Source organism: Kangiella sp. HZ709 (assembly GCF_009674675.1).
Lineage (GTDB): Bacteria > Pseudomonadota > Gammaproteobacteria > Enterobacterales > Kangiellaceae > Kangiella.
The window spans coordinates 382464-408676 of record NZ_WKJC01000001.1 but is presented as its reverse complement, the minus strand read 5'-3'; the positions used below and the strand labels follow the sequence as shown (position 1 = coordinate 408676).

Below are 26213 nucleotides of genomic sequence, written 5' to 3'. Positions count from 1 at the left end.
TTGTTTAATGGAAGTCAATTCCCTTCATGAAATGACTTCCATCCACAGTTAAAACATTGGTGTAAATTTCGGTGCTTTTAATTGAGCTATGCCCTAGTAATTGGCTAATATACTTTAACGGTCTGCCATGCAGAACTAAATGAATTGCAAAGCTATGCCTAAACGTATGGCTACTAATAGCAAATGGAAAGTCATCAGCTTTTATAGCTGCCCTCTTAATTCTTCGATTAACTGTTTGCCTACAAACCTTAAAAATTTTCTCTCCTTTACGGAATTTATTTACATAAAGAAAAGTTTGAATAGCGCTTTTAAGTTTTTCATCAAATAATGGGATAAGCCGTTTAGGTGATCTTTCCACAGATTTTTTTTTAGGGCGCCCTCTACTCTTTAGTGTATCTAACTTAATAATAAAATCGTGCCCATCGAAAAGGAAACGCTCAGGAGTTAGCGCTAATATTTCCGATACCCTCCCACCAGTTGACCAAATCAAATCAATGATCAGCCTATAAGCTGGGTTAGGCTCACAGTCTAGAATTGAATTCACTTCAGGTTTTAGAAGGTATTCTGGCATGTCTTCATTCAAGACTAAGACGGCGTGTCTTTTTGACATTAACCATTCCCAGTCTATTTGCACGTTTTGTATAGGGAAGCTATCTGGCACTCTTTGTTGTGACTTTAAGAGCGAGCTACTTTTTTGATTTGCAGGGTAAAAACCACTGTCGATCTGAGAAGAATGCACCATTACCCTCCTAGTAAATGTAGCATTTCTGAACTAATAAAATACTCCTATATCAATAGAATAGCAATATATAAGCTAATAAATCAGTAGGTTATAAAATGCACCAAAATATAAGTAAATGGTAAAAAATTATAATAATTATAAACAGTACAGATTTTTTAACTGTAAGGGATCCCCAGCAAAGCCGAGCGACTATCAAGCTCCATTGTTGTAATCCAGTTCTCAAAATCAGATAAATTTATAAAAAAGTTTTCTAGAAAAAATATAACCAAAAAGTAACCCGCGGTTATTTTTTTGTGACTTTGAATAAATTTGCTGTTAATAATTACTTATCTTGGTTGTTTAGTTCTAACTTGCTCGTCGGAGCCGCTGATTTATGCAGTTGATGCATTCCTGAGTAGGAATCGCCCTCCACTTGTTCTTTTAATCTTTCTAAATCTCTTTTACGGATATCCTCAATATGCTTTTTGACTGCCTCGCTTGAGTTTCCTAATTTAAGAAGTGCTTGTTTACTTAACTCTAGAGCCGACTCAAATGTTTCTCGAACCGAGTAAGATATGTGCTTGCTGTATAGATCAATAGAGTGATTTCGGTCAAAAGATCTAACGAAAATTTTAGCAGTGGCACTTTCATTTTGAATTGTTGTTATAATTTGATTGGTAATCTTAGGCTTGTCTGTGCACACTACAACAGCTTCATATTTATTTATTTCTGCTACTCGTAAAATATCCCTTCTAGCTCCGTCACCATAATGAACCTCAAACCCAAAAGTTCTTGCCTCTTTTACTTTTTCAGGGTCATTATCTAATATTGCTATGTTGTATCCATTGGAAAATAATGGTTGACTTACAATTTGTCCAAAGCGACCAAACCCAATAATTAAAATATTACCTTCTATGCCATCAGCACTCTGCTCTTCTGAAGCAATTGAGTTTTCTCTTTTTTCAAATAACACCGCTACTCTTTCTAGTAGAGGGGCTATTGCCATGGTTACAGAAACAATGGCTATAAATAAAGAGGCGTCAGTTGAAGAAAAGATCTTTTGAGCAGCTGCTGCTCCAAATAAAACAAACCCAAACTCACCTAATTGTGATAAGCCAAATGAAATTTTATTCGCATCGGAGTGGTTATTTTTAAATAGCCTTGCGATAATATAAATTACTGCAGTTTTGAAGAGCATAACTAGCGGAGCAGAAACTATTATAATCATCCACTGCTCAAGAACTACTTCTAAATCTATGGATAAACCTACTGCAACAAAAAACAGACCTAAAAACAATCCCCTAAAGGGCTCGATATTGGCTTCTACTTCATGTCTAAACTCTGATTCAGCTAACATCACGCCAGCAAGAAAAGCTCCCATTGCATAGGACATACCAGCTATATCCATTAGCAAGGCCGCAAAGATAACAACTCCTAATGCACTAGCAGTCATTATTTCTTGCGTTTTTGTTTTCGCGAGAATGTTAAAGATAGGATTCAATAAATACTTCCCTATAAAAATCAAAATCCCGATAGCAAGAATGGCAATGCCAATATTGATAAAGCTTTGTGAAGTGGAGAGCTCTTGTTCACTAGGAGATAATACCGTTACGATTAATAGTGCAGGGACAATAGCTAAGTCTTGGAATAGCAATATGCTAAACATTTTTTTACCGTGCTTACTATGTCTGAGCCCCTGCTCATTTAAATTGCTCATGACTATTGCTGTTGAGGATAAAGCCATGCCAAGCCCTAACACGATTGATACATTTAAACTAAATCCTAAAAGGATGCATACCCCTACAGTAGCTAATGTACATCCTATAACTTGAGCTAGACCTAGCCCAAAAATATCATGCTTCATCTGCCATAGTGCGGCTGGCTTAAGCTCTAAACCAATTACAAACAAAAAAAGTACAACTCCAAATTCTGAAAAGTGTAATAGCTCTTCTGGATGTTCGGAAAATTGTCCAGAAAAAATAATATTCACAAACACCCCTGAGAAAAGAAAACCCAAGATTGATCCTAAGCCCAGCTTTTTAAATAAAGGTACGAAAGCACAAGCAGCAACAACAAGCATTAGGGCTTGCAAAAACAATATTTCTAAGTGATTAAATTGAATATTCATAAACTCTCTATTTGGTTGTTATATTAAATATATGGCAATCTCTAAGTGTTATTAGATCTTATGCCCAAAAATGAAAATGTTAACGCTAACAACCATGTTAATGGACCTAATAAGCCCGCAAGTAATGGTATGTGTCCAGATAACAGAAGGAAGGCAATAAACCCGATATCAGCCGCGGTAACGATTATGGAATTATAATAGAAACCTTCTTTGCTATTTTTCCAATTGTATTTAAGAGCGATATAAATGCTGGTTATAGCAAAAATAAATAAAAAGCATATTGGTAGACTCGCCCCTGAGTCAGGTTATATTCAATGCTAGAGGCTAATGAATATACTTGATATGCAGCAAATATATGCAAAATGCCCCAAAGCAGATAAAAAGCCGAACCCAATCGTGCAAAAATCATATAAATCCTCTTCTATAGACTAATTAAAGAACCCCACCGAATTTAACTCCTGAAAGTTCAGTCATTTCTTTTTTCCATGTAGTTAAATCATAAGTACTAAACTGTGATAAATCGTTGTGACCGCAGGCTCTTGATAAAACCTTCATAAGTTCGACTGACGCAAAAAAGAATCTGGCTAGCTTTTGGGAAGCTTCTTCTACATCTAATAAAGCTCTTAAATGTTCTTTTTGCGTAGCTATCCCTGTTGGGCAATTATTGGAATTACACATTCGAGCGGCGACACAACCAATAGCTTGCATCGCAGAATTAGAAACGGCTATTGCATCTGCACCTAATGCCATAGCTTTAACAAAGTCTTCTGCAACTCTTAAACCACCTGTGGCAATAAGCGTGACATCTTTCTTTTTTCTTAGATCCAAGTGTTTTCTTGCTCGAGCTAAAGCCGGAATAGTAGGCACGGATATATTATTCCTGAATAGTAATGGTGCTGCGCCTGTCCCGCCACCCCTTCCATCTATGATGATATAATCCGCACTAGCTTTAAGAGCAAAATCAATATCTTCCTCAATATGGTTTGCTGAAAGCTTAAATCCGATAGGAATACCTCCAGATATTTCTCTCACTTCATCTGCTAGCTTTTTAAAGTCTCTAGGCGTTATTAAATCCTGAAAAGTTGATGGCGAAATTGCAGCTTGGCCTGGCTGTAACCCTCGAACCGCAGCGATTTTGTCTTTTACCTTAGCCCCAGGTAAGTGTCCACCAGTCCCCGTCTTTGCACCTTGCCCACCTTTGAAATGGAAGGCTTGCACATTTTTCATAAGATTTATATCCCATCCAAACTTTGCAGAAGCTAATTCGTAAAAGTAACGTGAGTTTTCGGCTTGTTCTTCAGGAAGCATTCCTCCCTCACCTGAGCATATGCCAGTTCCGGCAAGTTGCGCTCCCTTTGATAAAGCTACCTTAGCTTCTTCAGAAAGTGCTCCATAACTCATATCAGAGACTAAAAGAGGTATTTTTAACTCTAAAGGTTTTTTAGCATTAGGACCGATGACGATAGATGTTGAAACAAACGCATCGTCCAAAAGAGGTTTCTTAGCCAGTTGTGCTGGTAGTAGTTGTATATCATCCCAACTAGGAAGCTCAGTTCTAGGTACACCCATTGACCCCATAGGCCCATGCTTGCCGACTTCATCGAGACCTGATTTTGCTAGTTGATGTATAAGTGCAACGGTTGGCTCTTCTTTAGTTGCAACTGCTTGAGGCGCAGTATTACTTGCAGCATCAATTATCTTTAACTCTTTCCCTATCTGAGAATCTTTGATTTTCGTATGGCTACCATCACAGTATGGGGGAGTCTTTGTTTGTTTACACTGACATAAAAAGGCTTCACCACTATCGTCTGCTTTAAATGATTTGGGTTGAATGTTAGTTGATACATGAGAACCATCACAAAATGGCTGAGATTTTGAACGGCCGCAACTACAAAAGTAGTACTCTTTGTCTTTTGTTAAAGAAACTTTAGCTGGAGCATTATCAAAAACTATTGGCTTATCCATTTTACTCCTCCATTTACCCTTTAAACTCTTTATGAATGTGCGAACCATCACAATAAGGCTTGTTGTTCGAATACCCACAACGGCATAACGAAACTTTATCAACAACTTCGGCATTCCCATTATGCGAAATTTTTACATTGCCCATTATTACCAAAGGACCATTTTCTATGACATTGATATTAGTCAGTTTATCGTTAAGTAAATGGCTTGGTTTTGCATTTTGAAGTTGATAGCTAAGAGCTCCAGATGGACAAGCTTCTATTTGTTCAATTAAGTCTTGTTTTGCCCCATTCTCAGGTTTTATCCATGGTTTCTGATCAGGGTTGTAAACACTTGGCAATCGCTTAACACATTCTCCTGCATGAATGCACTTAGCAGGCTTCCAAATAATGTCTAAATCACCATTACTGTACTTTTTTACGATTTCATTACCCATAAATACTCCAATATAAAATTTTAATTCACTGTTATCATTTTCCAGTAGTAATGCCTTTGTATATAAGCTGCAACATAAGGGCATGTTGGTATTACCTTTTTATGTGCATCAGAGAAATATGTAAGAACAGTCTCTATAAAACTAGAACAAATCTCATCGAAACTTACGTCTTCAGGAATAATAACTTCTGTAATTTCTACAACATTATTCTTTGCAATATAGTTTAAATAAAACACTTTGCCATCAGAGTTCATTATGAAGCGGCTATGCTCTATATCGTGTTCAATGTGCTCTTCCATTAACTCTCAAAATATAAATTTAAATTGTGAAGATACGTGAAGGATATTCTCACTATCTCCCGATTGCTTTAAAAAACGACCGGCTTTAAAGTAACTAATGTCAATATCAAAAGACCAGTGATTATTTATTTCATACTTTACTTTAGTTCCAAACTGCTCCCCTATAGAATTTGAGTCACCTAGGTTTGCATCCCTTGATATAAACCTTGTGACTCTATATAAACCATCATTATTCGATTCTCTCTTAAATACTGCCCACTCAAAATATAGCTGAACTTTATTAGTTGGGTGCAAAGTAAGCGACGGGTGAATAGAAATAATGTTTGCTGGAGTAATCACTTCCGAAATACCGTAATAATTAGGATTAACAAACATGGGGTTAAAGGTGTTTATCTCGCCATCATTAACTTTGTTGTCACCAGTAGACCATTCTAATTTTAGGCCTAAACTAGGCTTCATTGGATAACGTCTAAAATGATAATGCCAATCAGTTTCGATATTGAATGCTTCGATATCATTAGGGCCTACATCTCCAAATTGATACATTAATTCAGTGTTGTATTGAAAACCCTCCCCAATGGTTCCAAACCTTCTTAAGCCCAAGGTATAGCGTCTTTCCTCATCAGTTATGTCATTATAACTAGCTGAGTCCACGTCAAATCCTAAAAGGTATAATTCATTACTTCCCACATCTCCTTTGATTTTAAACTTTGAATATATGCCCCATAATGTTGGGTTATTTCTATTATTTTCCCCAAAAAAGTTAGACCCATTATCAAAAGCGTCGAAACTTGGAATAACTTCTTTACCTAAGAAGAACTGGAGATTTAGATTGCCTACACGTTGTACTTTAATCATGTCAAAGCTTCTTCTAATATTAGGTCCTTCTCGTATTCCAACTAACCGCGCCGCTCCCAAGGCTAATTCTTGACGACCTAATGTATATTTCCAACCTACTCCATCATTTAGTATTTGATACTCTATAAAACCTTGATGCAAATCTACCTTGTCCGACTCAGCGAATTCTTCTTCCTCATCTACAAAGCCATGATATAACTCAGAAAAAAATCTGACCTTCTCTCCGAATTGTATGTTTGAATGTAACGCTAAACGATGAGAATAATAATTTTGGTCCCGTTCTTTGTCCCATAGCCGATTATTAAACAATTCAAATCGTGGGCGAAACTCGCCTCCTAAAGTAAGAACTATATCATTTGCTTTGTTTAGTGGTATGTACTTGAATGTTTCCCAATCCGAAAGCTCATTTTGATTTGCCAAATAAGAATAGCTTTCATCACTTCGTAATAACTTGAAACTTGATTCCTGCTTACTTTCTTTTTCTTCTCCTAAAGACATTGTTGAAGATAAGAAAAAAAACATAGAAGTCAGAATGAAAATAATGTTCCTGCTCATATCTGCAATTTTATTCATCTGAAAGGAAGTTAATAGCCACGTGGCTACCATCACAATAAGGCTTGTTCTTAGAGGCGCCACATCGACATAGAAAAATTTGATCAACTCGATTAACAGTTCTGCCAGTGCCACTACAAATCTCTAAATTACCATCTAATTTTAGTGGGCCATTTTTTTGAGGTTCTACGTGTACTTCGCCATTTCTATTATTTAATGGCTCAGACCCTTTTTTCTTCGGCTCACCTGTAGCCAAGAAGCCAACTTTACTGTGGGAGCCATCACATAAAGGTTTGCTTTTGGAAGCTCCGCAGCGACATAATGTAAGCCTCTGCTCGCTTTCTCCGTCTATATTGATGTTTGCCTTAATAGCGTATGAACCGTTCTCTCGGATATGGAGTGTGTTAACAAGAGGATACGATGGTTTAGAATCATATGGGTGGAATTCAATAGCACCTGAAGGACAGTTTTCTGATAAAGTGATTAATTCTGATCGATTGGCATTCTCAGGGTGTATCCACTCACCTTCAATATTCGGCACAAATACGTCAGGCCTTTTCAAAACACAATTTCTTGAATGGATACACTTTTTAGAATCAAAATAAAGTATTCCTTCCGCAGTTTCATGCTTTTCTTTGCTCATAATTATTCCTGTGCTTGTATTACAGGTGGGAAATTTCCTTCTATTATTTCCTGTAAAGTTTGCTGAATTTCTTCTTGAGTATTCATTACAAAAGGCCCCCATCTAGCTACAGGTTCGCTGATTGGTTGTGCAGAAGCCAAGATGAATCGAGCACCTTTTTTACTTCGTAAAACTAACTTTCTACCTTTAGTTAATGTGAGAAGCATAGGTCCAATGTTATCAATGCTATTGGCATTATCGCTTAAAACTTCTAAGCTACCTTCTAAAAGGTAAATAAAAGAGTTGTATTCCTCATTCATATCTAAGGATAGTTCACCTGATTCCATTTGAATATCTGCATATACTGGACTCATACTAATACTAGTAACTCGCCCTTGCTTACCATTTAAATTCCCTGAAATTAAATTTACATGGTGGTTTTTAATTTTATAGCTTGTGACTTCTTCTGCGGAAAACTCTTGATATTCAGGAGACTTCATTTTAAGTTTTGCAGGCAAGTTAATCCAAAGCTGTAAACCACTTAATTTACCATCGGATATTTGTGGCATTTCTTCATGCATGATACCTTGACCAGCACTCATCCATTGAACACCGCCCTTTTTGATAACGCCTTGATGACCGTTTGAGTCGTGATGTTTAACAACACCTTCAAGCATATAAGTTACCGTTTCAATGCCTCTATGAGGATGCATAGGAAACCCTGAAATATAATCTTTAGGATTTTCTGAACCAAAGTGATCAAATAACAAAAAAGGATCTATATAGTCTAATTCTGGCACAGGGAATAAGCGATTTATCTTTACTCCAGCACCGTCAGTAATAGAGATTGGGTAATGTTTACTATTTATTGTGATATTCATAATATTGATATTTAAGCGCCTTCCTTGGCAAGGAGTAATTATGCTTATTTTTTACTTAAATCTTTATAAGCCGCAGGAACATTAAGGCCCGGATGAACCCAGCCATATAGTGCATAGCCTTTAAACTCAGGCAGTGTAACTTTTGCTACTGTTTCTTCTAGAGTTAATCCTTCATCAATAGCTTTTTGTACTTGGTTTTTAACAGCCTTTAAATAATCAATATGCCAAACCAAATCCTCTTTGCCCATGACTGTTCCATGGCCAGGTACAATACGTGCATCAGATGGAAGAAATTCATAAAGCTTCTCCAATGTATTCAGCGTTTCTACTAAATGACCATCAAGCAACCAAGGTAAAGATGGTTTTACAGTAATAATAGGATTACCGGTCCAAATGACTTTCGATTCAGGCTCCCATATGAATAAATCACCGCCTGTTTGAGCAAATCCAAAATCTATAATTTGAACTTTCTTGTTCCCGAGGTCTAAAGTAAGCTTTCCACCTTTAGAAATGAGCAGGTCACCTGTTACAGGCTTTATTTCCTCAATACCACGACCTTTACCAAAGTTTTGAATCATAAACTCTGTGTCTGCTTTGAAATGATGGTCTATATAGTTTTTTGCGGTTTCGTGTTGAATAATTTTTGTAGTTTCAGGCAAATACATATTTCCATATGAGTGATCTCCGTGAAAGCTAGTATTTACAGCATAATCTATGGGCATATTAGCTTCTTCTTTGATCATTTGTTGAACCTGCATATTTAATCTCTTATTCAACATCGTATCGATTACTAAAACGCCGTCAGTGCCTACAATGAAGCCCCCACTGGTTGCTACAGGTATGCCCTTTTGCTCTTTTTCTTTAGCCATAGAAGGATAAAAAGCAAACACCCCATCAGCCAATTTTTCAGATTTTAAAACGACTTTGTTTCCATCCCACACCGGCTGCTGCTCTTCTTCTGCAGCAGCACATGACATTAACATACTTGATACAAGTAATAAGCTTAGCTTTTTCATTGAACTCTCCTAACGTGTTATATGTTATTTACGATTATTTTTGATAGACCAATCTTGGTCATGGCCCAAAGGAACAATCCCAAATGGATTTATTGATAAATGACTTGCGTAATAATGAGTTTTGATATGGGGAATATTTATGGTTTCAGCTATTCCTGGGATTTGGTACAAACTAACCATGTACTCATAAATATTCTTATAACTTTGCAACAATCTGATATTACATTTGAAGTGAGTATGATAAACATAATCAAATCTAATTAGCGTGGTCCATAAACGCCAATCCGCTTCTGTGATTTGATCACCAACTAAATATTTCGAACTAGATAATAATTCTTCAACTTTATCTAATGCTGCAAATAATGTCGTAACATTTCGTGTATAAGCATTTTGTGTCGTTGCAAACCCGGTTTTATATACTCCATTGTTTATATTGTTATAGACAAAATCATTAATCTCATTTATGGCTTCTCTTTTTGGCTCTGGATAGTAATCATCACTATTGTTTGTTAGTCCATCAAAAGATGAATTGAACATTCTAATAATTTCTGACGACTCATTATTTACTATTGTCTTAGTTTCTTTATCCCAAAGTACAGGTACTGTTATATTGCCCATATAGTCAGGATTTGCCTCAAAATATCTTTCAGAGAGATAGTTTGATTGATAGAGCTCATCGCCGGTTGTCCCAAATAACTCAGAGGAATCTTGGTCATGTTGAAATGTCCAGCCTTTATCAAGCATTACAGGGTGGACAACATTTACTGTTATGTAGTCCTCTAAGTTTTTTAACTTTCTGAAAACTAAAGTTCTATGGGCCCATGGACAAGCTAATGAAACATATAAGTGATATCTATCTTTTTCAGCTTTAAAACCACCGACGCCAGTTAGGTCCTTACTGCCATCCGGTGTAATCCAATTTCTAAACTGAGAGTTCTTTCTTTTATATTCACCATCTTTAATACTCGACTTCCAACTTGTTATAGTCATAAAAACCTTTTAGAAACAACGTCATTTAACTTGCCAACCACTATAATTGTTGACTAAATGGAAAAAAAGATTGATTATTTGAACATTCTGTTTCTATATCGTAAACAATCATGGGTCAATTAGAGTTTATGAAAATCTTTGTTCGAGTCGTTGAGGCTGGAACAATCACCTTGGCAGCTGAACAATTAAGTATGACAAAGTCTGCTGTGAGTAAACGCTTATCAGAGCTAGAGTCGAACCTTGGCACTAAGCTTTTAAACCGAACTACCAGAAGCTCTAGTCTCACGGAAGCTGGAAATAATTATTATAATAGAGCAAAGGATCTGATATTAGAGATTGAGGAGCTAAATCAAGACATAACCTCCTCCAACAAAACTTTAGAGGGAAAGCTAAAAGTGGCTCTTCCCTTATCATTTGGAATTAATCACCTTTTACCTTTTTTTAATGCTTTCTTAAAAGCCCACCCTAGAATTCAGTTAGAAACAAATTTCTGCGAATATCAAGTTGATATGGTTGAGCAAGGCTACGATTTAGCTTTCAGAATTGGTAATTTGAGCGACTCTACATTGCAAGCACGTAAGCTGGTCAACATCGAACATTGCATTTGTGCTAGTCCAGATTATATAAATGAAGTAGGTCCATTAAATGATATTAAGCAATTATCTAAATTAAAATATCTTAAATATGACAATAGGCCCTCCGAACAAATAACTTTTAACCATAAGTCCGGTGTTAGGACAGTCCTATTAAATAGTTATACAAGTTCAAATAGTGGTGAGTTTTTAACCTCACTTGCTAAAGCTGGCCATGGATTTGTAATCCTTCCAACATTCATATTGTGGAAAGAAATAAAGAACAAGTCATTAGTTCCTTTATTTTCTGAGTATAAAATCCCAACAATGCATGGCTACGCGATTTACCCAGCAAACAGGTACTTGCCTTCTAAAGTTAGAGCTCTCATCGACTTTTTAACTCAATGCTTTGGAACCCCTCATTATTGGGATGTTTATTGATATATTTTAGAAATAAATAATCGGATGGTTAGTGCTATTTAGTGTTTTCAAGCAAGGAAGCCTCAATTTAATAGAAGTTTAATCAGTATTTACCAAATTCGGACACAAAATTTAAAGAGTTACTTGAAATACGAGTTTTACGTAAAATTTTAATTTATTACTTGGTTTTTATCTATAAAAAATCATAGAGTCAATGGCTTAGCTCATACAAGTCCATTAACCTTAAGTTTGGCGTCCAACTTGGATGTACAACCTAAGTATTGTAATTCTCACAACTAAAGTATTAAAACTCCAACTAAAGTATTAAAGTCGGCAACCGAAAGTTAGTCATGCTGAAGTTTCTATAGAAATAAAGGGAGTCTCATGACCAGCTATGGCCTAGTAGAGTTCTAAGTGATTTATTTACTGATCTAGATAAGAAGCTAAAAAACTTTGAAAGACTGGGTTATTTATTAACAAATCGTAACCCGCATTCGTTAATAGCTCGATCTGCTCATCACTAAGATAAAATGTTGTGGGTATTTCATTAAAGAAAAGTCTAAGTTTATTTTCTTTGATAGATTCAAAGCTGATTTCCACGAAGAAAACTTGAGGTTGAGTATCCTTATTTGGTGATAATTCCCCTCCCCACTTTCTAAAACTGTTTTTCAATAATTCTAAAGTGTACTCGTTTGTACGGTGAATTTGAGTGTCTGTGACAGCGTTGACAGTAGAGTTTAGTGATGGAATCTTATTTGATTTACTGATATCACTATTACTTTCTGCAGAAGCATTTACCGAAATGATAAGGAAGCGATCCAGTGGCTTAGTTTGATAGTATTTGTAATAGTTGCTGATGCCGCCAACAATTCCGATTGATTCGTAAATTATTTGTAATCCTAAATTATCGGTAATGCCACCATCAACAAGATGAACATACGGTTTCTCTTTTTTATTACTGTACGACTTAAGCCCTTTTATACTTCGCTTTATGAGAAGATCGTCAGACTCATTAATAACTCTTGATTGCAGCCAGTCTGAAGTACTATTTTCACAGCCATCATAGTTTTTTAATACAACCGGATTGAATACTACTGGGACTGCTGATGAAGCAGTCACTGCTTTTGCTATCGGGAAGCTATTTAAATCGGAGCATAAAAGATCAAAGTATTCTTGAGTAAACGTAAATCTTGAGCCTGAAACCAAATCAGTGGCGTTAATAAAAATCATTGGTCGATTTTTATTATTGTGCAAGTCGTTAAAAGTAGCTCCTCTAAATATATCTTTCTCATAGTGCCTTACTGCCATTTCAGTTCTTCCCTGTGACGAAAACCATAAAAGCGGATTAAATAAACCTGTAAATAGCTCCCCTGCTATATCCCTACTCAAAAATTGATCTTTGTAATCTGAAAATATTTTATCTCCATATAATCCGTAATAAGCTGCTGTAAAGCTCCCTCCAGAAACGCTACTAATGCTATCAACCTGCTCCAAAAGGTTGTTCCCACCTATTTCTGTATCTTTCAAGGCTTTAAGAACACCATAAGCCAATGCTGATGCTCTTGAACCCCCGCCTGAGAATGCTAAAAAAACACCTAAATCTCTGTCTTTTTGGAGGTTAATATTTTTGTGCATAGAATAACTTTTCTTGGGTTCTACAGTTATGGGCTTATTGCTAATAACCCCATAAGAAGCACAACTCTGCAGTAAATAAAAAATACAATAGAGAAACATAAGGCTTATAGCTTTCTTCTTCATCAAAGTTTCCTTGCGCTATAGTTGAGATTCAATAGGTAGTTTGGACATGAGCTTTATATAGAGTCTATCAATTACTGTGGTGTTTGGTTCTGTATCAAATAAAACTTCCTTACCTTTTATAAGCTTAGACCAATTCAAATCACCATTAATAATTTTAAGTTTGAATGAATTTTTTTCTATTAGTTGATTAAAACTTCTTAGCATTTTTTTCGTGACTACTTCAGATTTGATCATAATGCCTATCTCGGTGTTTTGATTTGCCGAACGAGGATCGAAGTTAAATGAGCCAATGAAGATATTTTTTTCATCAACCGAAAAGTACTTCGCATGTAAGCTGCTATTAGAGCGGCCTGATTTTAAATGTTGTTTTTTGCTAATGTCATTAGCAATAGCCAGCTCATAAATTTCAACTCCAGATTCAACAAGAGTTTTCCTGTAATTAGTATAGGCCGCGTGAACTAGCGGAACATCAGTTGAAGCATAAGAATTGGTTAGTATTTTGACCGTTATCCCTCTTAAAGCTAAAGTTTTTAAAAAATCAACGCCCTCTTCGCCTGGTATAAAGTATGGGGTTATCAAAATCAGTTCTTTTTGTATATTACTGAGGTAAGGAATTAGTTTTGTTAGAAGCTTATTTTGACTATTTTCTTTTATAATTTTATCTGGATGATCATAAAGAACTTCAGTTTCAGCTATGACAAAAGAAATATTGTTGGAGGCGATTTTAATTGGAAGTGTGCTTTTGCTTAAGGCTTCTTCAAAGTTACTTGATTTAATGCTTTTTGCATATGAATTTAATTGTTCGCCGGTTTCAATGATATTTAACTGGGGAGTCCGAATATTTAATTCTTCTGGAGTGTATGAAAGCTGATGATTCCAATATAAATCATAAGCATAAGAGGCCTCTTTTACTTTATTACCAATTATGGCTACATCTAAATCTACGAAGGCCTTATCACTGTCAGCACCAAAATATTCATCCCCAATATTTCTTCCACCTAGTATGGCAAACTGGTTATCAGCGATAAATAATTTATTATGCATCCTGCGAGTTACTTTGCCGAACTTGGTCACATATTGAATCCCCTTAAAGTATTTGCGGTCAAAGGGATTGAAGGTTTTGATGTTAATATTGGGATGTTGCGCTAATAAGGCTAAGTTTGAATCATTTCTATGTACATCCATATCATCAAGCAGCAATCTAATTCTGACTCCTCTTTCTGCAGCTTTCCATAATTCATTAAATAAAAAACTACCGGTTTGATCGTCATGATATAAGTAATATTGGAGATCAAGTGATTTCTCAGCGAGTCGGACTAAGGTGATTCTTGCAATATAGGCGTCTGCAGCATTTTGTATTAAGGATAATCCGCTTTGAGAACGATCGATCTTATTTCTACTATAGAAATCACTAGCAGATCTTCCAAGTAATGTAGTAGAGGTCTCTGGGTAGGCATACAATACAAGCTCGTTAGTATGCGGCGGCAATGCAACGCATCCGCTAATTAACAGAAAAGCTAAAAGGAAAAGCTTTTGGCTCCTCATTGTTCGTAATAGGCCTTTATGATTCCCAAATCTTCAATTTCAATCACTATTTTAGACACAGTCATATTTGGTATAGAGTCTAAATTACTTGCTATTACATCCTTTTGGTAGGTTCCAGTAGGGTCGAGCCATTGTATTACCGCTCTGTGAGTGGTTATGGGTAATTTAGAGAATCCGACTGAACATTGAGAACGTGGAAGAATTGAACTACAAGAAACATTCGTGCCTGTATCTATATTTATGAGAACAATATTTTCTAGATAGTAATTTGTGTTATTAAAAATCACTAATTCATTTATAAATCTGTCATTGTGTTTGTGAGTTAAAGTTGCATTTTGACATCCAATAATGACTATAAGAGTAGTCATCATTAGCATAGTCTTCGTTTTAAAAAGTGAGCGCATAGCCGATTACAAACGAGTTAATAATATCAACAAAAAAAGCCGCTACTAGAGGTAGAATTATAAAAGCTAAAGGAGCAGCCCCATAAGATTTGGTTACAGCCGTCATATTAGCAATAGCAGTTGGTGTTGCGCCTAGGGCAAAACCTCCAAAGCCAGCACTAAGAACGGCTGCTTGATAGTTACGCCCCATCAATGGAAACAAAATAAATAGTATGAAAAGTATGGCAGCTAGTGTTTGCATTAGCAGAATTAACAATAATGATCCTGCTAAATTAGTGATTGTCCACAGCTGCATGCTCATCAGTGACATGGTTAAAAATAGATTCAATGAAAAGTCAGAGATGATAGCAAGTCCTTTTGTTCTTGCTGGCCACTTTAACTTAGGTAGCACGGATGGAATTAAATTTGACAGTATAATGCCCGTGAGTAAGCAGGTAACAAATAAAGGTAATTTTAGTCCTAACTCTGTAGCAATAAGATTTCCAAACCAGCCTATTATTATAGTTATGTGCAGAGCTAAGAAAACGGACATTAAATTTACGTGGTCAATAGTTTCTGTTTTTTCTTCTTTAAAAGAAATTCCGATGATTAAAGAATCTCCACTAGTGCCAGAAAGCCTATATCGCTTAATCAGAATATGAGCTACAGGTCCGCCTATAAGGCTGGCAAGTATCAAACCAAGTGTTGCACTAGCCACTCCTATTTCAAGAGCATTATCTACGCCCATAGAGGCAACCTCAGGAGCCCAAGCGATTGTAGTGCCATGGCCGCCAATTAACGAAGCAGAGCCAGCGAGTACGCCGACTTGCGAAGGTACCCCGCTAATCATAGCACCACTAATACCTACAACGTTTTGGATAATAATATACGAAATAGTTAAGCCCAGCATTATCAATAATGGTTTGCCACCTTTTATTAAATCCGACAGTTTTGCGTTAAGACCGATCCCAGTAAAAAAATACACCAACAAGATATCGCGTACACCTAATTGAAAGCTGATTTCAAAATCTATTGATAGATACAAAAAAAGTGAAATTAATGATGCAATCAAACCGCCAGTTACAGGTTCGGGAATATTAAATTTTCGTAATAAAGGTATTTTTTTATTGATGTATAACCCAATGAAAAACACTATTATACTTAGAGTGAAAGTTATGAAGTTATCTGCTAAAAAAGTAGTCACTTATCAGGTCCTCATTAACCAGTTCTGCTTGATGCTTTTTCTTGGCTTATACGAAGCCGACTTGAAAACTCAACCAAAAACGCAGTATTCAATCCGAAAATAATTAAGCCATTCACAGCGGAGAAACTACCTAATAGTCGAAACTCAGGACCAAGAGTTATTTCGCCATAACCGAGTGTCGTGAATGTCACTACTGAAAAATATAGTGCTAGCTCAAGCGAATCAAAAGCTTCTGTATAAAGAAAGATGCCAGCCCATGACCAAGCACTTAAGCTGATCCCAACAATCAGCCAAAGCACCACAATAACTAACCCAATAATGTTCTTTGTGAACAAGGGTGGTTTTACAAACCAAGCACCCTTTTTAGTTAGTAACTCGATTGCAATTGCAATAAATACGACTTGTATAATAAGAGTTACTAGGATAACAGTGGTCCCTAGCATTATTTGTGTAAACATTTAATTCTCACTTTTTTACCACTCGCCTCCCAAAGCAAGAAAGATATTAATTCTTTGTTCAAGTAGGCTGCGGTAAACAGAAACCAAAGAACTTTCAGCGGCAGTGACTCTTTGCTGTATTGTAAGAACATCTAATAGTGCAATTTCACCTTCATTATAATTTAATTCAGCAACTCTCAAGGCGTTGTTAGATTCTTTTTTTGCTTCTTCCAATAGCATTAAACGATTTTGTAAACTGATTCCTGAATCTAAGCTGTTTTCTACTTCTGAAAATGCTGTCAGTACTGTTTGTGTATAAGCCGCTATCGCAGCTTTTTGATCAGCATTTGCAGCATTGACTTGTGATTCACGTAATCCACCATCAAACAAGGGAGCTAATAGATTACTGGCTAACTGCCAAGCCAAATTTTCCGGCTTTAAAACATTGGATAACTCACTGGAAGTTCCCCCTACTCCGCTTGTTAGGGATATCGTCGGCAATTGAGCTGCCTTTGCTTGATCAAGTGCGTAAAAAGCTGCAGCCACTCTTCGCTCAACAGCAACAATATCAGGGCGCCTTTCTAAGAGTTCGGAAGGTATTCCTGAGTTTGGAAAAGGTGGAATAACCGGCAACTTATTGGCGATATCGATTTCTGCTGATGGATACCGGCCCACTAAAATTTCCAAAGCTCTTAGGCCTTGTCTTTTTGAAGCTTTTAGAGTTTCTAATTGCTCTTGAATATTCGCTAAGTCTGTCTTTACTAAAGATACATCTTGTGAAGACGCTAAGCCATTTTTATATTGAAGGTTAACAATCTGAGAGGTTTTATTCAGGTTTGCTAATGTACTGAGTAGCAAAGTTTCTTGCTTAGCAGCTTCTAAAGTCGAAAAGTAGGCTTTTGCAACGTTCGCTGCAATGGAGTGCTTAGCATATTGATAATCGGCTTCTACTGCTTGATAACTGGCATAGGCTGTTTTCGCTCCTGAGCGTACTCTGCCCCATAAATCTAATTCCCATTGAACTTGTAGATTAGCATTTAAGGAGGTTTGCTTAGGGGTGTTTGATTCAACACCTCCTGAGCGAGTTCCGCCAAAAGCTAAATTAACCATTGGCTTCAGCGATGCGCCCGCTTGTTCAGCTAGTGCTTTTGAGCGTTCGACATTGGCAGCAGCAGATAATAAATCGTTGTTACTGCTTAATGCTTCATTAACTAAATTTTCTAAAATTGGATCGTTAAATTGATCAATAAAATCATTTTCAAACTCACCATCAATTTTCAAAGAGTGCCAATTGTCAGGGATGTCAGGCAAGCTCGAATTAATGGTCGACTTAACATCATCTTTGGTTGATAAATTTGCGCAGCTTAAGATTGAAAAGCTGATTAACAATACCAAACCCGTTTTAGAGTTCTTAAGCATTATGCGACTCCTGGGAAGTAATTTTAAAAAACATAGAGTATAAAACTGGGACTATTACTAAAGTTAATATTGTTGCAAAGGATAGTCCAAAAACTAAAACGACAGCCATAGATTGGAAAAAGGCATCAAAAAATAACGGAATTACGCCCAAGACTGTGGTTAAGGTTCCCATCATAACAGGTCTTAGTCGGCTAGCAGCTGAGTCTAAGACAGCATTAAACCTAGGCTTCCCTTCTTCAATTTCGAAGTCCATTTGATCGACTAATACAATGGCATTCTTGATCAATAATCCTGATAAGGATAAGACCCCTAATATACCCATGAATTCCATAGGTATTTGTGTAACAACCAAACCCCAAACGACTCCAATGATAGCCAGCGGCACGACCAACCAAATAACCACGGTTTGCTTAATGGCATTGAACAAAAGAAGCACAATGATAACCATAGTCAAGAAGCCTAATGGAATAGTAGAGGCCAAATTTTCATTTGATTCTTTGGAGTCTCCGTACTCTCCATCCCATTCGAGTTGATAACCGGGTGGTAATGCAATCGATTCAATTTGAGGCCTGATCCTTTCAAACAACTCTGATGATAAATTGCCAGGTAATGGATCGGACTGAGCTTTAATAGTCCAAACACGGTCTTCACGACGTAACCTACTATCGCGCCACTGTGTATTAAAGCCTTCGACTACTTGAGCTATAGGTATCAAATTACCAGTTGTAGAGCTTTGCACTAAAATGTCATTAATGCTATTGACGTCCGCCCTTTCATTACTTGGCGCCCGAGAAATAATGGGTAAAATATCATTGCCTTCGCGATATGCCCCAACCGTTCTACCTGAGAAATTTAGAGCTAAGGCATTGGCTAAATCTTCTCGTGAGATACCTGATGCTCTTCCTAATCTCTCTGAATATATTGGCTCGATAAAGGGCACAGGTTCTCGCCAATTATCTTTTATGGATAAGGCTTGTCCATCTTTAATCATTATGGCTTTAGCTTGGTTTGCTAAATTTCTCAATATCTTGGGATCAGGCCCTTTGAATGTCGCTTCAATCTTTGAGCCTCCTCCTGGTCCAAGTACAAAACGCCAGACTTTGGCTTGGGCATTATTATAGTTATTATCGATATACTGCTGAACTTCAATGAGTAAATTATCCAATTTCTTATAGTCATCAACTTTAACTAATAACTGAGCATAGGAAGAGTTTGGGGACTCTGGTGAGTAGATGAGCATATACCTTAAGCCACCGGCACCTATTAAAGTTTGAACGGAGTTAACACTGTCGAGTCCACGGATGTAAGTTTCTATCGCAATTGCATCTTTTTCTGCTTGAGTGATATCAGTTCCTTCAGGTAGCCAATAATCAACAACCAGTTGCGGTGTTGTTGAGGCAGGGAAAAAACCCGATTTAACGAATTTAAAGCCCCATGCTGATACTGCAAAAATAACTAAAACGGTAGCAACTACAAAGATTCGTTTATCGATGAGATGCGATAAAAACTTTTTGTAACCTAGAAGAAACCTACCCTCTGAAGTTTTACTATTTGAAGCTTCACCTTTAAATAAGTGATAACAAAATAAAGGGGTTAAAGTGATCGCAAATAGCCAGCTAAACATCAAAGAAATTAGAATCACCCAAAAAAGATGTTGGGTGTATTCTGCGGTACTACCAGGGGCAAACCCAATGGGGGCAAAAGCAACTATCCCTACAAGAGTTCCGCCCAATAATGGCCACTTAGTTTGACTGACAATGGATTTAGCGATCGCCATTCTTTTCTGTCCATTTTTTACGCCAACTAAAATCCCTTCTGTCACCACGATGGCATTATCAACCATCATTCCCAAGGCAATAATAAGTGCCCCAAGTGATATTCGATGCATTGGAATTGAAACTAAATTCATAGTGGCTAAAGTTGCGGCGATAGTTAGCAGTAAGATTGCCCCTATTACCAATGCAGACTTTAAGCCCATAAAGATAAGTAACGTAATAATCACAATGGCTAATGCTGCAATTACGTTTGTTACAAAGTTCTGAACTGATGTATCGACCACTTTTCCTTGATGGTAATACTCATGGATTTCCATTCCTAGTGGTTGAAGCTCTTTCAATGTTTTTATTTTTGTATCCACTCGCTGTCCGAGCTTAACTACGTTTTCACCGCTGACGTTTGACACACCAATGGCAATTGCGGGCTTTCCGTTATATCGGATTATTTTCGATGAGGGTGTTTGATAACCTCTCCACACATGCGCAATGTCTTTGAGGTAAGTCACTTTCCCTTCGTTTGAAGAAATCAGCAGATTTTTAATTGAATCGACTGAATCTATGGCTCCTGATGGATCTATCACCAAGCGTTGATCTTCGATAGCAAGGTTTCCTGCTGAGACGATGGAGTTTTGCTGCGATAAAATGTTATATATGTTGGAAATATCTGCCCCTACAGATAATGCATTTTGTCTAGAAATTTCAACATAAATGGCTTCTTGCTGTTCTCCAGCAAAGCTTACTTTAGCTACTCCCTTTACTTGTAAAATTTCACTTTGAAATGTCTTTGCGAAATCTCTAAGCTCACTCATTGAATAGCCTTCGCCTGTGATGAAGTAGTACATTCCAAAGACATCGCCGAAATCGTCATAAACCGCTGGGGATGTAGCTTCACTTGGCAAGTAACGCTCTGCATCTCTAACTTTATTTCTCAGTTTCGACCAGATCAGCTGTAAGTCTGATTTACTCTTAGAAAATTCATATTTTATTTCTACTTGTATTTCAGATAATCCCGCAGAAGACGTCGAATTAATGAGTTTCACTTCTTGTAATTGTTGAATGGATTTTTCTAAAGGATCGGTGATCTCATTTGCAACTTCTTCAGGACTTGCTCCTGGATATTGAGTAATGATTTGAGCGATTCGAATCACAAATTCAGGATCTTCGTAACGGGGCATATCTTTGTAGGCACCCCACCCTGCGGTTAAAGCAAAAACAATGACAAGAGTGCTTAGGATTTTATTCCTGATAGAAAACTCTGCAATATTCATTAGTAGTTCCTCTTGTTCTTATTTGTTAATTGCTTTTCCATTCTTTCACTTTCATACCTTTACTTAAATGCGAGAGTCCCGTCGCGGCAATGATCTGTCCTTCTTGCAGCCCTTTAGAAACTTTTACTGAGCTGCCAACACTTTGCTCAACGGTGACCTCTTTCTTCTCAACGGTCAGTTGAAGTGGATCTATTACCCATACATAATTTATCCCTTCGATAGATTGTATAGCGGTTAATGGCACTGAAACAAAACTACCGCTCGTAACCTGACTTTTCAGGGTGGTATCAATAACTAAGGTCGCGTTCATACCCGGTAAGATTAAAATATCAGTTGGGTTTTTAAATCCGAACGTTACTTGATAAGTCTGAGTAGCACTATCTGCCACTAAATTCGCTTTTACAAATTCAGTATCAATCCTGCGATTTGGCTCGCTATCAAATATTATATAGCTACTTTCGGCCTCTCTTTTTGGTATTTGGGTGACCACACTGGCTGGGACATTGATCTCTGCCTCAAGCCTATTTTTGCCAATAAGCGTTAATATTTTTTGCTGAGGTTGGATGTTTTCTAAATTTTCAACAAACGTGGTGGCGATCACGCCATCAAAAGGTGCTTTCAACACAGAGTCGCTCAAGGATTTATTCGCAGTATCCAGTTGATTCTTCAGTACATCCAATTGTGTTTTTCTTTGGTCAACAACGGTCTTGGCAATGGCATCTTCTTTTAATAACTTAAGTGCTCTTTCGTATTCTGTCTGGGCATTGTTGTATTGTGACTTTAGAGCATTCATTTGGTTTTTAGCATTTCTGGTATCCAGCCTTGCTAAAACATCTCCCTTACTGACTTCTTCTGATTCCTTGACACTTAACGCTATGAGTTTACCTCCGACTTCGAATGCTAGATCCGATGATTCAGCAGCTTTGATCGTCGCTGGGTACTCTCTTTCAACACTAGAGTCTGACTTAACCACGGTATGAAACTTTATTGGCCTTATCATTTCTTCATTAAGAAGATTATCACTACCGTCTTCTGTACATCCAGTGATCATCATTGAAGTGATGGCTAAAGTTAGTAAGAGTATTTTCTTCACGATCAATTACCTTGCAATTATGGCTAGTTGTGATTAGTATACATACATACACGAATGTATGTAAAGTTGTTTATGCCAAAGAAAACCAAAGATGAAGCCGCGCAAACACGTCTGTCGTTATTAGAGGCAGCTAAAGATGAGTTTTATCAAAATGGTATTGCCAATACCAGTATCAAACAAATTGTTGAAAAAGCCGGGGTAACTCGGGGCGCTTTTTATTGGCACTTTAAGAATAAAGAAGAAGTGTTGAATGCCTTGTTGGATCAAACCATAGCTACATATCAAGAGTACTTCGAAGGACTAATACATAAAGAGATGAATTCGTTAGACATTCTTGAAACGCATGCCGTGAACCTTTTCACCACTATTTATCAAGATGAAAAGCAAAAAAAATCATTTGCAATATTTATGCAAACTATCGGAACTGAGAAAAATATGCCAATATTTCATGCTCATAGCGAACAGGTATATTACAACTCGCTGAAGTTTTATGAAGAGCAATTTGAACAAGCAAGGCAAGACAAACTCATCAGTAAAGCCAACAATCCTAAAGTGCTGGCCTTTGCATACAATGCTTATCTTACCGGGGTTCTCGATTCATGGTATGCCTCTCCCAAGGATATAAATTTAGATATTTCTACTTACGCGAAATCATTAATTGAACTATTACTTAACCCTTTGAAGATATAAAAAGGATAATCGCTATGCGAAAAATATATACTTTATTACTTTTAGTCGCCCTTCAATCTATGGCTCTTGCTGAGGACTTTGAATGGACTTCAGTCACCTTTGACAACGATTTGTTTACAGGTAGTGATAATGGATATACCAACGGATTAACAATATCGCTATACGATATTTCTGAAGAGGAAGCATTAGAAGCCTCTTGGATGACATCTCCATTTCTTGGGATAATGTCAGATAAAGCATCATTGGCTACTTTAGATATTTATACCGTAGGTCAAATCATGCAAACGCCGGGTGATATCACTCTTCCAGTTCCTCCACAAGGCGATGTTCCCTATGCCGGATTATTGTATGTGGCTAATAATTACATCAAAGTGTACGAAAATTATAGTGAAGACTTTACGACAACGGTTGGTATCGTCGGACCGGCATCAGGTGCAAAACGAACGCAGCGCTTAGTTCATAGTTTATTTGGCGCCGATGAACCCATGGGATGGAGCTTTCAGTTAAAAAATGAACCTGTTTTTAAGTTAAACTATGGAAGAACCTACAGGGCATGGAAATATCAAGATGAAACTTCAGACGTTTTGTTTAGATACGAAGCCGGATTAGGCAACCTAGAGTCAAGTATTCAAACATCGCTGTTGTATCGATATGGTCATAACCTTCAAACGTCCTACCCTACTGCCGGATTTAATAGCTCTCGCCTAAGCAATCCCACGGCCACCAATGGTGACTGGTATTTTTATTTTGGATTAATGGGTCGTTACACTTTCAATACAATATTCCTCGATGGTAATACTTTTGAAGATGATAGCCCCTCTGTTGATTATGAGCGATTCAACCTCGGTTTTATAGGTGGCATAGCCTATTCATGGCAGAACATCTCCCTGACCTTTAGTTTTACCGATCAGGACATACTTAATGAAGAAGTTGATGGTGACTTCGAACAATACAACCGTTATGGCTCAATCACCGTTGCGTGGAAGTTATAGTTGTAGTTGAAGAACTAGGCACAGGATCACTAGAAGCCTTCATATCTGAAGGCTATCTTTGCAAAAGAGCTTATCTCAGTGAATATTCCAAACTGCAAAACTCAATGCCTTCGAAAAAATGATCCATGTCCGAGGTGAGCACGTTGGTATAAATTTCTGTGTATTGGATCGAGCTGTGCCCTAACATCTTTGAGATAAATTTTAAGGGCCGGGCATGGATCAATAGGTGGATCGCAAAGCTGTGTCTAAACGTGTGAGCACTGGCTTTTATCCAATCAAAGCCTGCCAGACGGCAAGCCGCTTTAATGTGATTATCAACCGATTGTCGACTCATGGTAAAAAGACGCTCAGAAGCTCGGCCTCGACTCATTTCTAGATAATTGATGATCCGCTGCTGAGCATTGAGATCCAAAATCGGAACAAAACGTTGCAATGATTCGCCTCTAAGACGCGTTCGTGGGCGGCCTCTTTTCTTAAGCGTTTGCAGTGTCACTCCAAAATCGTCTGTGCTAAGCGTTCTAAAGTGGTTCGGCGTTAATGCCAGAACTTCGGAGATCCGGGCTCCAGTTACCCACAACAGCGTCATTATAACGACATACTCTGCCGAGCGCTCTTCCTTGATGATCCGGTTCACTTCTGGTCGTAATAAGTTGGGCGTACAACTAGGAGGTAATGTAACTTAGTAAAATCACAAGTAACCTATCAGCTTCAACATCTAGAAAATTCTAAGTGATAGTATTTCGACGGCGCCTTTTTGCTTTAGCTATTTCAGTGGTGATTAACAAATAAACTCCGGTAAGCCATAGAAGAAATAGTATGATTCCTGCTGGTAAAAACACACCTAATTTAACTCCGTCTGCGAAAAAACTGCCGTCATGGATGGCTTCTATCACATCGCTACGTCTTTTGGCTACCTGTAGGACTTGGCTGGTTTGAGTATCAATTTGAACTTCCCAGTTGCTCTTAGAGACAAATTTAACAATGCCTTTATTGGGCTTAAAATCTACCCTATTTAACTCAGCCCAAGAAGTAAAACCAGCCTGCTCTACAGATTTGGCTGAAGCGTAAAGCTCGGTTAATGAAGCCTTGGGAAATACATTAGTCACAATGCCTTTTTGGGAGGAAGGCTGAATCCACTCTACATCTTTTTTTAGCATCAACATAAGCCCTGCCCCTATCATAATAGCTAAGGGTAAGGCGATGACTATCGAACCCCAGTAGTGCAGTTTTCTCAACAAAACAGGCATTTTCATAAAACTAAATCTCTGTGTTATAGCTTTTAATCGATCTTTAAAGGCTCATCTTTAGGCCGCTTAACTTGCCTATTCGGAACCCAAAGGGCTTTCGCTTGCATTAGCAAGCTCTAGGGTTTCGGGAATTCATCATTAAACAGTTTTGTTAAAGCTGGTTCAAGTTTTTCGAGCGTAGTTTCTATCTATTGCACCAGTTATTTCTGAGTATTGGTAAGCGCCTATGAATTCGTTCATGGACATTCAATCATGATTAAGCTGAGCCTACACTAGCTGACCTTTCTCATTTTCTATAATCATAAAATTCAACTACAACTTATTTTTAATAGCGGCTAGTGGCAGTGGCCCCTTCCAACTGCTGTTCGAACTTGCTTACCAAGACTTTGAAAAAATAATTAAAGATTTTATTTTAGAGGAAGTATCTTTGTAGAAAACGATACTTAGCTTGCAAGTTAAACCCAAAGGGTTTGTTTTGTATAAAAAAGGCATAAGTCTCTGCAAAGTCCTCTTGTGCATTTGTTTTGGCATAATCACTAACGAATTGGCCTGAGTTATAGAGTTTAGTGACCCAGGTTTTTCTTTGATCTGCAGAAAGAAGTCTTTGAAAAACATAATGGCCTAACTCGTGATAAAGAATATGACTGAAAAGTTTTTTATCTTTTATTTCATAAATGATAATGGCATCAAGCATATCAGGGTAATATTGCCCTTTAACTCTTCGGTCTGGAATTACAGGTTGTACATAGCTTCTTTGATAGAATCGATTAGGATCATAAACAACATATCGTAAACCTTTTAGATGGGAAGCTGGAGCTTTTTTAATCAACTCAGCCACCTCTTCGGGACTAATCAAAGTTTGTTTATTAAAATTTTTAACAGCTATCGGCATTTAAATTACTAAGTGCGTAAAATTTTAGTTATAATTTTAATATATTAAAA

General features: G+C 37.3%; 22 protein-coding genes and 1 pseudogene. 3 read left to right on the top strand and 20 right to left on the bottom strand.

Annotated elements, in window-relative coordinates:
• Nucleotides 1-4: 4 nt before the first annotated feature.
• The 10 genes from GJS41_RS01865 to GJS41_RS01820 form a co-directional block, all read right to left on the bottom strand.
• Complete coding sequence (locus GJS41_RS01865) at nt 5-610, bottom strand: site-specific integrase (protein ID WP_227551224.1); 606 nt, start codon at nt 608-610, stop codon at nt 5-7.
• A 454-nt stretch (nt 611-1064) separates the two neighbouring features.
• On the bottom strand, nt 1065-2849 hold the full coding sequence (locus tag GJS41_RS01860) for a cation:proton antiporter (protein ID WP_154245641.1): 1785 nt from the start codon (nt 2847-2849) through the stop codon (nt 1065-1067).
• 432 nt (nt 2850-3281) lie between these two features.
• Nucleotides 3282-4814 (bottom strand): glutamate synthase-related protein, encoded by a 1533-nt coding sequence (locus GJS41_RS01855; protein ID WP_154245640.1) that lies wholly within the window; start codon nt 4812-4814, stop codon nt 3282-3284.
• Nucleotides 4815-4827: 13 nt separating this feature from the next.
• Complete coding sequence (locus tag GJS41_RS01850; protein ID WP_195758315.1) at nt 4828-5250, bottom strand: (4Fe-4S)-binding protein; 423 nt, start codon at nt 5248-5250, stop codon at nt 4828-4830.
• Between the two features lie 20 nt (nt 5251-5270).
• Entirely contained in the window at nt 5271-5549 is a 279-nt protein-coding gene (locus tag GJS41_RS01845; protein ID WP_154245638.1) for a GNAT family N-acetyltransferase, read from the bottom strand.
• A gap of 6 nt (nt 5550-5555) precedes the next feature.
• Nucleotides 5556-6980 (bottom strand): alginate export family protein, encoded by a 1425-nt coding sequence (locus GJS41_RS01840; RefSeq protein WP_195758314.1) that lies wholly within the window; start codon nt 6978-6980, stop codon nt 5556-5558.
• Entirely contained in the window at nt 6973-7602 is a 630-nt protein-coding gene (locus GJS41_RS01835; RefSeq protein WP_154245636.1) for a CDGSH iron-sulfur domain-containing protein, read from the bottom strand. Before GJS41_RS01835 ends, GJS41_RS01840 begins: the two co-directional genes overlap by 8 nt.
• Nucleotides 7603-7604: 2 nt before the next feature.
• A complete protein-coding gene (locus tag GJS41_RS01830; RefSeq protein ID WP_154245635.1) occupies nt 7605-8462 on the bottom strand; it encodes a pirin family protein in 858 nt (285 codons plus the stop codon).
• Nucleotides 8463-8506: 44 nt separating this feature from the next.
• Nucleotides 8507-9478 carry an MBL fold metallo-hydrolase gene (locus GJS41_RS01825; protein WP_154245634.1) on the bottom strand — a complete coding sequence of 324 codons (972 nt, stop codon included), beginning with the start codon at nt 9476-9478 and terminating at the stop codon, nt 8507-8509.
• Between the two features lie 24 nt (nt 9479-9502).
• Nucleotides 9503-10468, bottom strand: a complete 966-nt coding sequence (locus GJS41_RS01820) for a glutathione S-transferase family protein (protein WP_154245633.1) — start codon at nt 10466-10468, stop codon at nt 9503-9505.
• 110 nt (nt 10469-10578) lie between these two features.
• Here GJS41_RS01820 and GJS41_RS01815 point away from each other — a divergent pair, with 110 nt between their 5' ends.
• Nucleotides 10579-11481: a LysR family transcriptional regulator gene (locus GJS41_RS01815; RefSeq protein WP_154245632.1), complete on the top strand. Its 903-nt coding sequence runs from the start codon at nt 10579-10581 to the stop codon at nt 11479-11481.
• Nucleotides 11482-11883: 402 nt separating this feature from the next.
• Here the strand turns inward: GJS41_RS01815 and GJS41_RS01810 are convergent, their stop codons facing one another.
• From GJS41_RS01810 to GJS41_RS01780, 7 genes are all read right to left on the bottom strand, one after another.
• Complete coding sequence (locus GJS41_RS01810) at nt 11884-13218, bottom strand: patatin-like phospholipase family protein (RefSeq protein WP_154245631.1); 1335 nt, start codon at nt 13216-13218, stop codon at nt 11884-11886.
• Between the two features lie 15 nt (nt 13219-13233).
• Nucleotides 13234-14763, bottom strand: coding sequence for a phospholipase D family protein (locus GJS41_RS01805; protein ID WP_154245630.1), 1530 nt, complete (start codon nt 14761-14763; stop codon nt 13234-13236).
• A gap of 387 nt (nt 14764-15150) precedes the next feature.
• A complete protein-coding gene (gene gltS / locus GJS41_RS01800) occupies nt 15151-16350 on the bottom strand; it encodes a sodium/glutamate symporter (protein ID WP_370515593.1) in 1200 nt (399 codons plus the stop codon).
• Between the two features lie 14 nt (nt 16351-16364).
• Nucleotides 16365-16808 (bottom strand): ion channel, encoded by a 444-nt coding sequence (locus GJS41_RS01795; protein WP_154245629.1) that lies wholly within the window; start codon nt 16806-16808, stop codon nt 16365-16367.
• 15 nt (nt 16809-16823) lie between these two features.
• Complete coding sequence (locus tag GJS41_RS01790) at nt 16824-18206, bottom strand: efflux transporter outer membrane subunit (protein WP_154245628.1); 1383 nt, start codon at nt 18204-18206, stop codon at nt 16824-16826.
• Complete coding sequence (locus tag GJS41_RS01785; protein ID WP_154245627.1) at nt 18199-21249, bottom strand: efflux RND transporter permease subunit; 3051 nt, start codon at nt 21247-21249, stop codon at nt 18199-18201. Before GJS41_RS01785 ends, GJS41_RS01790 begins: the two co-directional genes overlap by 8 nt.
• A gap of 25 nt (nt 21250-21274) precedes the next feature.
• Nucleotides 21275-22342: an efflux RND transporter periplasmic adaptor subunit gene (locus tag GJS41_RS01780; RefSeq protein WP_154245626.1), complete on the bottom strand. Its 1068-nt coding sequence runs from the start codon at nt 22340-22342 to the stop codon at nt 21275-21277.
• 72 nt (nt 22343-22414) lie between these two features.
• Here GJS41_RS01780 and GJS41_RS01775 point away from each other — a divergent pair, with 72 nt between their 5' ends.
• Entirely contained in the window at nt 22415-23032 is a 618-nt protein-coding gene (locus GJS41_RS01775) for a TetR family transcriptional regulator (RefSeq protein ID WP_195758312.1), read from the top strand.
• A 14-nt stretch (nt 23033-23046) separates the two neighbouring features.
• On the top strand, nt 23047-24024 hold the full coding sequence (locus GJS41_RS01770) for a lipid A deacylase LpxR family protein (protein WP_154245624.1): 978 nt from the start codon (nt 23047-23049) through the stop codon (nt 24022-24024).
• 70 nt (nt 24025-24094) lie between these two features.
• On the opposite strand, the pseudogene GJS41_RS01765 reads toward GJS41_RS01770, so the two are convergent.
• The 3 genes and pseudogenes from GJS41_RS01765 to GJS41_RS01755 form a co-directional block, all read right to left on the bottom strand.
• Nucleotides 24095-24661 (bottom strand): annotated as a pseudogene (locus GJS41_RS01765) (tyrosine-type recombinase/integrase); the annotation flags it as partial.
• Between the two features lie 88 nt (nt 24662-24749).
• Entirely contained in the window at nt 24750-25277 is a 528-nt protein-coding gene (locus tag GJS41_RS01760) for a PepSY domain-containing protein (RefSeq protein ID WP_227551223.1), read from the bottom strand.
• A 406-nt stretch (nt 25278-25683) separates the two neighbouring features.
• Nucleotides 25684-26163, bottom strand: coding sequence for a hypothetical protein (locus GJS41_RS01755; protein WP_154245622.1), 480 nt, complete (start codon nt 26161-26163; stop codon nt 25684-25686).
• Between the last annotated feature and the right edge of the window lie 50 nt (nt 26164-26213).